General features: G+C 52.4%; 13 protein-coding genes. 4 read left to right on the plus strand and 9 right to left on the minus strand.

Annotation, left to right across the window (positions count from 1 at the left end; translation table 11 throughout):
- Nucleotides 1–40: 40 nt before the first annotated feature.
- The 4 genes from B3B59_RS02535 to hxpB form a co-directional block, all read right to left on the minus strand.
- Nucleotides 41–1432, minus strand: coding sequence for an L-cystine transporter (locus B3B59_RS02535; RefSeq protein ID WP_040076018.1), 1392 nt, complete (start codon nucleotides 1430–1432; stop codon nucleotides 41–43).
- A 129-nt stretch (nucleotides 1433–1561) separates the two neighbouring features.
- Nucleotides 1562–2152 (minus strand): metal-dependent hydrolase, encoded by a 591-nt coding sequence (locus B3B59_RS02540; protein WP_040076017.1) that lies wholly within the window; start codon nucleotides 2150–2152, stop codon nucleotides 1562–1564.
- 94 nt (nucleotides 2153–2246) lie between these two features.
- On the minus strand, nucleotides 2247–3008 hold the full coding sequence (kduD, locus tag B3B59_RS02545; protein ID WP_046885904.1) for a 2-dehydro-3-deoxy-D-gluconate 5-dehydrogenase KduD: 762 nt from the start codon (nucleotides 3006–3008) through the stop codon (nucleotides 2247–2249).
- Between the two features lie 142 nt (nucleotides 3009–3150).
- A complete protein-coding gene (gene hxpB, locus B3B59_RS02550) occupies nucleotides 3151–3819 on the minus strand; it encodes a hexitol phosphatase HxpB (protein WP_286808021.1) in 669 nt (222 codons plus the stop codon).
- Nucleotides 3820–3956: 137 nt separating this feature from the next.
- Between hxpB and B3B59_RS02555 the strand changes: the two genes are divergently transcribed.
- On the plus strand, nucleotides 3957–4493 hold the full coding sequence (locus B3B59_RS02555; protein ID WP_207293583.1) for a YniB family protein: 537 nt from the start codon (nucleotides 3957–3959) through the stop codon (nucleotides 4491–4493).
- Between the two features lie 37 nt (nucleotides 4494–4530).
- Here the strand turns inward: B3B59_RS02555 and B3B59_RS02560 are convergent, their stop codons facing one another.
- The 3 genes from B3B59_RS02560 to pfkB all read right to left on the minus strand — a co-directional run bounded on the left by B3B59_RS02560 (nucleotide 4531) and on the right by pfkB (nucleotide 6804).
- Nucleotides 4531–5391: a fructosamine kinase family protein gene (locus B3B59_RS02560; protein ID WP_040076013.1), complete on the minus strand. Its 861-nt coding sequence runs from the start codon at nucleotides 5389–5391 to the stop codon at nucleotides 4531–4533.
- A 105-nt stretch (nucleotides 5392–5496) separates the two neighbouring features.
- Entirely contained in the window at nucleotides 5497–5784 is a 288-nt protein-coding gene (ghoS, locus tag B3B59_RS02565) for a type V toxin-antitoxin system endoribonuclease antitoxin GhoS (RefSeq protein WP_286808022.1), read from the minus strand.
- Nucleotides 5785–5871: 87 nt separating this feature from the next.
- Nucleotides 5872–6804 carry a 6-phosphofructokinase II gene (gene pfkB, locus B3B59_RS02570; protein WP_046885908.1) on the minus strand — a complete coding sequence of 311 codons (933 nt, stop codon included), beginning with the start codon at nucleotides 6802–6804 and terminating at the stop codon, nucleotides 5872–5874.
- 292 nt (nucleotides 6805–7096) lie between these two features.
- Here pfkB and B3B59_RS02575 point away from each other — a divergent pair, with 292 nt between their 5' ends.
- Together B3B59_RS02575 and B3B59_RS02580 are read left to right on the plus strand one after the other, a co-directional pair.
- Complete coding sequence (locus B3B59_RS02575; RefSeq protein ID WP_212477934.1) at nucleotides 7097–7855, plus strand: DUF481 domain-containing protein; 759 nt, start codon at nucleotides 7097–7099, stop codon at nucleotides 7853–7855.
- Between the two features lie 255 nt (nucleotides 7856–8110).
- Nucleotides 8111–8344: a hypothetical protein gene (locus B3B59_RS02580; protein ID WP_040076008.1), complete on the plus strand. Its 234-nt coding sequence runs from the start codon at nucleotides 8111–8113 to the stop codon at nucleotides 8342–8344.
- Between the two features lie 180 nt (nucleotides 8345–8524).
- Here B3B59_RS02580 and yniD read toward each other — a convergent pair whose 3' ends face one another.
- Together yniD and yncL are read right to left on the minus strand one after the other, a co-directional pair.
- A complete protein-coding gene (gene yniD, locus B3B59_RS02585) occupies nucleotides 8525–8632 on the minus strand; it encodes a small membrane protein YniD (protein WP_154298868.1) in 108 nt (35 codons plus the stop codon).
- A gap of 98 nt (nucleotides 8633–8730) precedes the next feature.
- Nucleotides 8731–8823 carry a stress response membrane protein YncL gene (gene yncL / locus B3B59_RS02590; RefSeq protein WP_156132618.1) on the minus strand — a complete coding sequence of 31 codons (93 nt, stop codon included), beginning with the start codon at nucleotides 8821–8823 and terminating at the stop codon, nucleotides 8731–8733.
- A gap of 312 nt (nucleotides 8824–9135) precedes the next feature.
- Between yncL and thrS the strand changes: the two genes are divergently transcribed.
- Nucleotides 9136–11039: threonine--tRNA ligase (gene thrS / locus B3B59_RS02595; protein ID WP_286808023.1), on the plus strand; the 1904-nt coding region annotated here is incomplete at its 3' end.

Below are 11039 nucleotides of genomic sequence, written 5' to 3' on the forward strand. Positions count from 1 at the left end.
AAAAACCGCCCGAAGGCGGTTTTTTTTATGCTGTTAGCGATTAACGGTGCGCCAGTTCGGCGTTGTCGTCGCTCTCCAGAATCTCTTTATCGGTCTGTTTCAGCCACTGGCTGGTCAGCGTACCGGCAGTCATAGAACCACTCACGTTCAGGGCGGTACGGCCCATGTCGATCAGGGGCTCTACAGAGATGAGCAGGGCAACCAGCGTGACCGGCAGGCCCAGTGCAGGCAGAACAATCAGTGCGGCGAAGGTCGCACCGCCACCCACGCCGGCTACGCCTGCGGAGCTGATGGTGACGATACCTACCAGCGTTGCAATCCAGACGGGATCCAGCGGGTTAATCCCGACGGTTGGAGCCACCATCACTGCCAGCATCGCCGGATAAAGACCCGCACAGCCATTCTGACCAATGGTGGCACCAAAGGAGGCAGAGAAGCTGGCGATAGATTCCGGTACGCCCAGACGACGGGTCTGCGCTTCAACGTTCAGCGGAATAGAGGCTGCGCTGGAGCGGCTGGTGAACGCGAAGGTCAGAACCGGCCAGACTTTGCGGAAATATTTCAGCGGGCTCACGCCGTTCACGCCCAGCAGGATCCCGTGAACCACAAACATAATACCCAGGCCCAGATACGAGGCGACAACGAAGCTACCCAGCTTAATGATGTCTGCCATATTTGAACCGGCAACCACTTTGGTCATCAAAGCCAGGACGCCGTATGGCGTCAACTGCATCACCAGACGGACCAGCTTCATCACCCAGCTCTGCAGGGTATCGATAGCGGTGATAACACGCTGACCTTTCGGCGCATCTTCTTTCAACAGCTTGAGGGCGGCCACGCCCAGGAACGCCGCGAAGATCACCACGCTGATGATCGACGTCGGGCTCGCACCCGTCAGATCGGCAAACGGATTTTTAGGCACGAAAGAGAGCAGCATTTGCGGCACGGTCAGGTCGGCCACTTTGCCCGCGTAGTTTGTTTCGATCGCCGTCAGACGTGCGGTTTCGGCCGTACCCTGTACCAGACCTTCGGCAGTCAGGCCGAAGAGGTTGGTGACCAGCACACCCACGAGCGCGGCAATCAGCGTGGTAAACAGCAGCGTACCGATGGTCAGGAAGCTGATTTTACCCAACTGAGAGGCGTTATGCAGACGCGCAACCGCGCTCAGAATAGAGGCAAAGACCAGCGGCATTACGATCATTTGCAGTAGTTGAACGTAGCCGTTACCGACAATGTTAAACCACTGGATGGAGTCTTTCAGTACCGGGTTGGCGGCACCGTAAATAGCCTGCAACGCCAGGCCAAATACCACACCCATTACCAGACCTACCAGCACCTTTTTGGCCAGGCTCCACTGACGATGACGCGTTTGCGCCAGCAGCAATAGCAAGACTACGAACACCACGATGTTCGCGATTAATGGAAAGTTCATCCCCGTTCTCCTGATTTATTATCAGATCGGACGTCAGCCCGATCCTGTTGGCGCAAGGGTAGCAGATGTGAACCAGGTCTCTTATATCCAAATGGAATGGATTATGCCAAACCGACCAATAACGTTGGTTTATTGTTCAATCTGGTGATGAATAAAGCGATTGAACTGCATTTGCAGGGAATTGATCATCTGCGATGACCACCGCACTGCACCATTATCGGGCAAGGTTTGCGGCATCCACACCGCCCATGCGAAGAGCGCCATGCAGAGCACGCGCTCAAGCTGGTTGCCTTTTTGCGGCGCCAGAATAGGCAGGCGAAAACGCCAGCGGCAGGGCCAGAGCAGCGGAACGCCGGCCGGGGTGAGCATATCCGCAAGGATATGGCTGAGATAACCGAGTACCATCCCCTGAATGGCATCCGCGGGGATAATCCAGTCTTCAGGTACTTTTAAATAAAAAAGGGTAAGAGCGATGAAAACCGCCAGCAGGCTGTGGGTAAAGCCCCGGTGACCAAACATGCGGGCCACCGGCTTTGAGATCCACTTGAGGCGCTGCCCCAGGAGCGATTTTGGGTGATCGATATCCGGAAGCAGACAGGTCAGTACCGCGGAGGGCACAATATGCCACCAGTCGCCCTGCGCCAGCACAGGCGTAAGCTCAGCGTTTTTGGCAAACACTGCGCAGGCGAGAGAAAAAAGCAGATGACCTTCCGCCGTCATGATAAAACCCACTAAACTGTCGATTCATCCAGTATAGGGTTTTTATACAGTAGACGGAAGAGGTGACGTTGTAACCCTTTGTCACAAATTGCGCTTAACGCGCCAGCCAGCCGCCGTCTACTGCCAGAGTATGACCATTAATATAGTCGGAGGCCGACGAGGCTAAAAACACGACGGGCCCTTGCAGGTCGGCGGGCGTACCCCAGCGACCGGCGGGAATACGATCAAGAATCTCTTTGCTGCGCTGCGCATCATCGCGCAGTTGCTGCGTATTATTGGTTGCCATATAACCGGGTGCAATCGCGTTAACGTTAATTCCCTGCGTTGCCCATTCGTTGGCCAGCAGTCGTGTAATACCCAGTACGCCACTTTTAGAGGCCGTATATGAGGGCACCCGGATACCGCCCTGGAAGGAGAGCATCGACGCGATATTAATGATTTTGCCGCCCTTACCCTGGCGAATAAACTGCCGCGCCACGGCTTGCGAGAGGAAAAAGACCGACTTCAGGTTCAGGTTCATGACCTCGTCCCAATCTTTTTCGCTAAAGTTAAGGGCATCTTCCCGGCGGATAGTTCCGGCGTTATTGACCAGAATATCTACCCGGCCCATCTCCGTCACCGTCTGGTTGACGATATCGTCCAGGGCATCCTGCTTACTGAGGTCGGCCTGAATAGCCATAAAGCGGCGACCCAGCGCGTTGACTTTTTCGGCGGTCTCTTGCGGGATTTTGCGGTTTACGCCGACGATGTCGCAGCCTGCCTGTGCCAGGCCGAGCGTCATTCCCTGGCCTAAGCCCGTGTCGCAGCCGGTGACAATTGCCACTTTACCTGAAAGATTAAAGGCATCCATTATCATGTTGACCTCAGAAAGTAGGGTTATTGTGATTCTGAGATAAGAATAGAAGTGGCGTATAGAAAATACAAACTAAAATGAAATGGCGTTTTAAAATATTTAAATTGATCGCATTTCTGGGCAACCTGGGTTGCCCAGTGCCGCATTAACCGAGCAGGTGGGCAGGGGTTAGCTGCGTTAGAGAGTGAAGTTTAACATCGGCCAGCGCATAGCGTGCGTCCTGCTGATTCTCCTCGGCAGGTACCACGATAGCGCGCATGCGTGCCGCTTTACTGGCGATCATGCCATTAACGGAATCTTCCAGCGCGACGCACGCCGTAGGTTCGACGCCCAGCTTAGCCGCACAATCCATATAGACCTGCGGGTGCGGTTTGCTGTAAGGCAGTTTTTCGGCCGATGCGAGCGCGTCGAAGCTGCTGCGCAGATCGAACATCTCCAGCACTTTTTCCAGCATATGAAGCGGCGAGGCGGATGCCAGACCCACCCGTAACCCCTGCGCTTTACAGAGCGCGACGGCTTCGCGCGCGCCTGCCAGCAGCGGGCGGCTCTCTTCAACCAGCGCAATGGCGCGGTTGATAATTAAGTCGGTGACTTCGGCGCGGCTCGGACCCGACCAGGGTTGCTGGGCAAACCACAACTCCACCACCATGTCGATACGCAGACCGAGGGTATCCGGCAGTTCATTGCGGCGGCTGATATCCACGCCAAGGCTGGCCATGACATCCAGTTCAGCACGATCCCAGAGCGGCTCGGAATCGATCAGTAATCCATCCATATCATAAATGGCAGCAATAATTTGACGCGAGTTTGACATTATAACTTCTCCATAAAGGGGGCCGAACACCGTGGGTGTACACAGCAATTTACCATATTGTCCTCAAAGATCGGGCGAAAATGGCGACCAGCAGGTAGACTTATCCACTATGTAAGCGTCTCTATAACGAGGAACCAATGACGTATCAACAAGCTGGACGCATAGCCATTCTTAAGCAGATCGCGGGCTGGGTGATTTTTATTCCAACGGTAATTTCCACGATCATCTCTGTTTTGAAATTTATGTATGACCACAGCGAAAAGCAGGCCGGTATAAACGCCGTCATGCTGGACTTCGCTCACGTCATGATTGAGATGATGCGTTTTAATACGCCGTTTCTTAACTTTTTCTGGTTTAACTCCCCAACTCCGGATTTCAAACAGAGCCTGAATATCGGTTTCTGGATTATCTTTGTCCTTATTTTTGTCGCGCTGGCGTTACAGGCTTCAGGTGCCCGTATGCGGCGGCAAACTCGTTTTCTGCGCGAGGGGCTTGAAGATCAGCTGATTCTGGAGAAAGCGAAAGGGGCAGAAGGGATGAGCCGGGAGCAGATTGAGTCGCGTATCGTGGTGCCACACCACACCATTTTCCTGCAAATCTTTCCGCTTTATGTGCTGCCGGTCATTTTGATTATTGGCGGCTACTTCTTCTTTTCACTGCTCGGGTTTTTGTAAGAGCATTGCCGGGCAGGTTGGCTGCCCGGCAGTTCCGTCAGGCCGCCAGTACCCTTTCCAGCGCTTTTTGGGCATTGACCAGATGCTGTCCGCCAAAGAGGATCGCACGGTTCATCAGCGTATAAAGCTGGTAAATAGGTTGGCGCTCAAGGAAGTCTGCCGGCAGGGGAGAGACCGACTGGTAACCGTCGTAGATTTGTGGCGGCTGTTCTGGGTGCAGCGGCAACATCGCCAGGTCACACTCTCTGTCCCCCCAGTAGCAGGCCGGGTCAAAAATGTAAGGCCCCTGTGGGCCGAGCGCACAGTTATCTGACCAGAGATCGCCATGCAGGAGCGACGGCTGCGGTTGATGGGAAGAGAGCCGCTGGCGGATATGTTCCACGATGGTATCGATATTCCCGAACTCCAGCCCTTTTTCAGCCGCCAGTTCAAGCTGCCAGCCAATGCGTTGCTCGGCAAAAAAAGTAGACCAGCGCCGCTGCCAGGCGTTGGGCTGAGGCGTGGTGGAAAGATCGTTATCAAAATCGAGGCCGAATTGTGGCTGGTCGCTCCACTGGTGCAGCCGTGCAATCTGTTGCCCCAGAATAAAGGCGTTGTGGGCATCCAGCGGACGGGGAGGGAGATAATCCACCACCAAAAAACTGTAATCGCGATCGCTTCCAACGGCCAGGACCTGCGGCACGCTCACCGTTTTGCTGCGAGAGAGGAGTTCCAGCTGATCGGCCTCGGCGGTGAATATGGGCAGTAACTCCCGCTCATCGCATTTAACGAAAAGGTCGCGCCCCGCATAGCGTAGATGCCATGCGGCATGGATCTCTCCGCCTGGCAGTTCGTTACGCAGTTCAATTTCACCTTCACCCAGTTGTTCACGTAAAAGATGACTGATAGCCTGCCACATGTGCTCTCTCCCATGTTGTCTGCCAGATCATAAAGTTAGCGTAAATTGGTGGTAAAAAAATACGAACTAACGCACATCTGCGCCGTTTGGTACGAGCGAGGGCACTTATTGTTGCTTGTGCCACTCATCCCAGGTGGCAATCTCAACCGCGGCCTCTTTACCGGTAGCACTTGCCACCAGCCCCTTCGCCAGCGCTTCTACCTCATCCGGACTAAGTGGACTCACCAGACCAAAGGTATTGGGGCCGAGTTCATGCAGATTGCCCTCATCATCCGTCAGCGTTAATAAAAAACCGCTGCGGGTAAGATGGTTATTAATTTCGTTCAGTTCAGTCAGCGAATCTTCGTGGACCTTTACGGTTACGACGTAGCGGGTGATGTCACCACTGCTCATATTTCACCTCATTGTTATCATGAAATTTTTCTAGCTTAGTCGATTCATCTGGTTTGGCGACCCCTCCGGCAGGCCGAAGGGGGAATATCAGGATTTCGCCAGGTATTGATATATTTTATCGGTGTCCGCCAGAGAACAGAGACGGGTGCCCTGATTTATGGTGGCTGCGCTACCTGCGGCGACGCCGTAGCGCGTCATCTCCTGCAGCGATGCCCCCTGCGCCAGCTTGAGCGTCATGGCGCCCACCATACTGTCACCGGCACCAACGGTGCTCTGGCTTTTCATCGGGGGCGGCACCACCTGGACGAAACCAGTGGCATCTACGGCCAGTGCTCCCTGTGGACCCAGGGAGACCACCACGCGGTGTGCTTTGCCGCTTTTTACCAGCTCTTCTGCGGCGGTACGGACGTCATCCGGCTGGGTGAGGTCGCGTTTTACCAGCGCGCTCAGCTCTTTTTGGTTGGGTTTCACCAGTTCAATCCCGCCGAGTGCCAGCGCCGCGGTAAGCGCATCACCCGAGCTGTCCACAATGCAGCGAATGCCTTGTCGCTGGGCGGCCTGAATGAGCTGCGTGAGTTTGTCGGTTTTGACCCCTGGCGGAAGGCTGCCGCTAATAACCAGGATGGATCCGCTTTCAATTGCGAGGACTTTTTCTTCCAGTTGGCGAAACTCATCATCACTCAATGTGGCGCCGGGCATCACAAAGCGGTATTGCTCGCTGTTAGACTCCACGTGAACATGCAGGTTCTGCCGTGTCCAGTCGTGCGCATCCACGGTCTGAACCGGAACCTGTTCATCCGCAAGCAGGGTAACCAGGTGCTCGCCGGTTGCCCCGCCTGCAGGGAAAATCGCTGTCGCTTTGCCTCCCAGGTGGGTAATGGCGCGAGCGACATTGATGCCACCGCCGCCCGGTTCGAACACGGGCGCGCTACAGCGTAATTTACCTTCCGGGTAGATCTGCGCGGTGATGGTCGCGCTATCCAGTGAAGGGGAGAGCGTTAAAGTAAAGATTCGGACCATTTTAACCTCCATTTTGTATGGGCAGCTTAAGCCTGGCACCGATAAGCCGATTGCGAAAGTAAATAACAGTATGATTTCTCATATAAATATTTTTTTGCGATGTCGCTTCTATTTATATTTTTTTAAAGGGTTTGGGATCGTTCTTATTCAAAAAATGAAATAAGAAATCATTGCTATGTTATTTGAGCCTTTTTATAATTTGTTACCTTTCGATGGGCGGCTTGTTATTGATCCATAAGAAGGTTTCCGGGACCGTGATGGTCTCTTTTTTTGTTGTACGGACTCTTTATAAATGAAGCTCTTAAAGACAGTACCCGCTGCGATGATGTTAGCGGGGGGCATGTTTGTATCTCAGTATGCAGCTGCCGATGATTCCGTTTTTACTGTCATGGATGATCCCTCCACTGCGCAGAAACCTTTTGAAGGCAACCTTAACGCAGGTTATCTGGCGCAATCCGGTAACACGAAAAGCTCATCTCTGACGGCTGACAGCACACTGACCTGGTACGGTAATACGACCGCATGGTCACTGTGGGGGAATGCCAGCAACACCTCTTCTAACGATGAGCGCTCTTCCGAGAAATATGCGGTGGGCGGACGTAGCCGTTACAATTTGACTGATGTGGATTACCTGTTTGGCCAGGCAAGCTGGCTGACCGACCGCTACAACGGCTATAAGGAGCGCGATGTGGGGACCGTCGGTTACGGTCGTCAGTTCCTGAGTGGCCCGGTTCACAGCTTCCGTTTTGAATTTGGTCCGGGCGTACGTTACGACAAATATACCGACGGCGATAGTGAAACTCAGCCGCTGGGTTATGCGTCCGGGACTTACGCCTGGCAGATGACAGACACCACCAAATTTACCCAGGGTGTTTCTGTCTTTGGTGCAGAGGATACTACCGCAAACTCAGAAACGGCGCTTAACGTTGCCATTAACGAGCATTTCGGTTTGAAAGTCGCTTACAACGTGACCTGGAACTCCGAGCCGCCGTCGTCTGCGCCAGAGCATACTGACCGCAGAACCACGCTCTCACTGGGCTACAAGATGTAATAATGGCGGGCCAATTAATATTGGCCCGTTTTTAATTCTGTGCCAGGAAATAACAAACGCCGTTTTAAAATATTAGCGTAGCTGATATCTCCATATTTCCTCCATCATTCCTTAGACTGAACTTTGTCAGTTTATTTGACACGAATTGATAAATATTTTGACTAGGCAAAAGTGTGATCCAGATCTACACTGTGAACACAGGCAATATAAAGCCTATCAAGTTGTTCTGTATTAATTCTGTGTGAGATATCTGTTATGAATAAAATTACAACTGCGGCTGCAGTGACTGTGCTTTCTGCACTTTCATTCGGCGTATTTGCCGCCGATGCCGTTTATGACTCTGCCAGTAACATGAATAGCCAAATTGGTATTACTCAAGCTTCCGACGTTGAAGCAGGTTCAAACATCGCGCCGGGTTCACAGTCCACAGGGCAGTCCATGGACAAAGCCTTTGATGTGCATACTCTGGTTGCGGGTGAATGGTCCTGACACATGCAAATAATGGCTGGCCGTTGATTTCACATCGTCGTGCCGAGTAAAAAAAACCGGATCTTGTCGTACCGGTTTTTTTTATTTTTCGCATTACTGGTTAAAATATTTAAAATTGAATTTTAGTTCTGCGCACAGAGTGCAAATATAAGTAAAGATCGCTTGCCCGAAACGAGGGGATTATCCCCAAATCATCGCAGCCCAACGTAATAACAACATCGCAGCGCATATTGCGATAAGTATCAGCACCATTTTCCAGTGTTTTTTTGAAAAGCGTTTCGTTGGCATAGTTTCCATCCCTGTTCGAATCCCGACGAAGTTTATCAAACTTCGCCTGACGATGCTTCCACCCACTCACTCGGGAAAAACGCGGCAGAGGTTATGTCTCAAAACCAGTGAAATTTATTCGCCAGGATCAGTACCACACCCGCTGCGGAGAGAATGTTCAGGATAACCACGGTTCGACTGGATACATTCATACGACGCCCCATTATCTGTTAACGGACCAGTACAAGGATAGCTCAGCAATTGCGCCTTGCCTGTTCCTGCTTTGAATCTCAGACAAAAGTACCAGTGACTCATTCTCCGGGGAGGGTGTTTTCACTCTTTTGTTAGTGTTACCATCGGCATGCTGATCGAAAGGGGAAACCATACCCTCCGATCTTGTGCGGGATGTCAAGCCAATTTGACGATTGTTGGTCAGATGGTTCGGTAATCCACTGTTAACTGTAAAATTATTCTCTTTGCATATGCTCTTATGTGTGGGGCATCACTGCGAATAAGGACATAAAATGCCTGTTATTACTCTTCCTGATGGTAGCCAACGCCATTTCGACCACGCTGTAAGCCCAATGGATGTTGCCCTGAACATCGGTCCAGGTCTGGCGAAAGCCACCATTGCCGGCCGCGTGAACGGCGAACTGGTTGATGCTTCCGATCTCATTGAAAACGATGCGCAGCTCTCCATTATTACTGCGAAAGACGAAGAAGGTCTGGAGATCATTCGTCACTCCTGTGCGCATTTGTTAGGTCATGCCATCAAACAGCTGTGGCCCAACACCAAAATGGCGATTGGCCCGGTTATCGACAACGGCTTCTATTATGACGTTGATCTTGACCACACCCTGACCCAGGAAGATATCGACGCGCTCGAAAAGCGTATGCACGAGCTCGCTGAAACCAACTACGATGTCATCAAGAAGAAAGTGAGCTGGCACGAAGCGCGTGAAACCTTCGTGAAGCGTGGCGAGAGCTATAAAGTCTCTATTCTTGACGAGAACATCGCTCATGATGACAAGCCTGGCTTGTACCATCATGAAGAATACGTCGACATGTGCCGTGGACCGCACGTGCCGAATATGCGCTTCTGTCATCACTTTAAGCTGATGAAAATCGCCGGCGCTTACTGGCGTGGCGATAGCAACAACAAAATGTTGCAGCGTATCTATGGTACGGCCTGGGCAGACAAAAAAGCCCTGAATGCCTACCTGCAGCGCCTGGAAGAGGCCGCAAAACGTGACCACCGTAAAATCGGTAAGCAGCTTGACCTGTATCATATGCAGGAAGAAGCACCGGGCATGGTGTTCTGGCACAACGATGGCTGGACCATCTTCCGCGAACTGGAAACCTTCGTACGCTCCAAGCTGAAAGAGTACCAGTACCAGGAAGTGAAAGGCCCGTTCATGATGGACCGCGTGCTGTGGGAAAAAACCGGCCACTGGGAAAACTACAAAGATGCGATGTTCACTACCTCTTCCGAGAACCGTGAATACTGCATCAAGCCGATGAACTGCCCGGGTCACGTGCAAATCTTCAACCAGGGTCTAAAATCCTACCGTGACCTGCCGCTGCGTATGGCTGAGTTCGGTAGCTGTCACCGTAACGAGCCATCAGGTGCGCTGCATGGTCTGATGCGTGTACGTGGCTTTACCCAGGATGATGCGCATATCTTCTGTACCGAAGATCAGGTTCGTGATGAAGTTAACGCCTGTATTCGTATGGTCTACGATATGTATAGCACCTTTGGCTTCGAGAAGATCGTCGTCAAACTCTCAACGCGTCCGGAAAAACGTATCGGTAGCGATGAGACCTGGGATCGCGCGGAAGCGGACCTCGCCGTGGCGCTGGAAGAGAACGGTATCCCGTTCGAATACCAGCTGGGTGAGGGCGCCTTCTACGGTCCTAAAATTGAATTTACCCTGTATGACTGCCTCGATCGCGCATGGCAGTGCGGAACAGTACAGCTGGACTTCTCCCTGCCGCAGCGTTTAAGCGCCTCTTATGTTGGCGAAGACAACGAGCGTCAGGTACCGGTTATGATTCACCGTGCAATCCTCGGTTCTCTGGAGCGCTTCATCGGCATCCTGACCGAAGAGTTTGCTGGCTTCTTCCCAACCTGGCTGGCGCCAGTGCAGGTCGTGGTCATGAACATTACCGATTCTCAGGCCGATTACGTTAAAGAATTGACGCAGAAACTACAAAATGCGGGCATTCGCGTAAAAGCGGACTTGAGAAATGAGAAGATTGGCTTTAAAATCCGCGAGCACACTTTACGTCGTGTCCCTTATATGTTGGTCTGTGGTGATAAAGAGGTGGAAGCAGGCAAAGTTGCCGTTCGCACCCGCCGTGGTAAAGACCTGGGGAGCCTGGACGTAAGTGAAGTGATTGAGAAGCTGCAACAAGAGATTCGCAGCCG

The sequence above is a fragment of the Leclercia sp. UBA2479 genome (genome assembly GCF_002341985.1).
GTDB classification, from domain to species: domain Bacteria; phylum Pseudomonadota; class Gammaproteobacteria; order Enterobacterales; family Enterobacteriaceae; genus Enterobacter; species Enterobacter pneumoniae.

Excerpts from the sequence above, each read along its gene's own strand:
- B3B59_RS02535 (WP_040076018.1), bottom strand. The coding sequence starts at position 1,432 with ATGAACTTTCCATTAATCGCGAACATCGTGGTGTTCGTAGTCTTGCTA.
- B3B59_RS02540 (WP_040076017.1), bottom strand. The coding sequence starts at position 2,152 with ATGACGGCGGAAGGTCATCTGCTTTTTTCTCTCGCCTGCGCAGTGTTT.
- kduD (WP_046885904.1), bottom strand. The coding sequence starts at position 3,008 with ATGATAATGGATGCCTTTAATCTTTCAGGTAAAGTGGCAATTGTCACC.
- hxpB (WP_286808021.1), bottom strand. The coding sequence starts at position 3,819 with ATGTCAAACTCGCGTCAAATTATTGCTGCCATTTATGATATGGATGGA.
- B3B59_RS02555 (WP_207293583.1), top strand. The coding sequence starts at position 3,957 with ATGACGTATCAACAAGCTGGACGCATAGCCATTCTTAAGCAGATCGCG.
- B3B59_RS02560 (WP_040076013.1), bottom strand. The coding sequence starts at position 5,391 with ATGTGGCAGGCTATCAGTCATCTTTTACGTGAACAACTGGGTGAAGGT.
- ghoS (WP_286808022.1), bottom strand. The coding sequence starts at position 5,784 with ATGAGCAGTGGTGACATCACCCGCTACGTCGTAACCGTAAAGGTCCAC.
- pfkB (WP_046885908.1), bottom strand. The coding sequence starts at position 6,804 with ATGGTCCGAATCTTTACTTTAACGCTCTCCCCTTCACTGGATAGCGCG.
- B3B59_RS02575 (WP_212477934.1), top strand. The coding sequence starts at position 7,097 with ATGAAGCTCTTAAAGACAGTACCCGCTGCGATGATGTTAGCGGGGGGC.
- B3B59_RS02580 (WP_040076008.1), top strand. The coding sequence starts at position 8,111 with ATGAATAAAATTACAACTGCGGCTGCAGTGACTGTGCTTTCTGCACTT.
- yniD (WP_154298868.1), bottom strand. The coding sequence starts at position 8,632 with ATGCCAACGAAACGCTTTTCAAAAAAACACTGGAAAATGGTGCTGATA.
- yncL (WP_156132618.1), bottom strand. The coding sequence starts at position 8,823 with ATGAATGTATCCAGTCGAACCGTGGTTATCCTGAACATTCTCTCCGCA.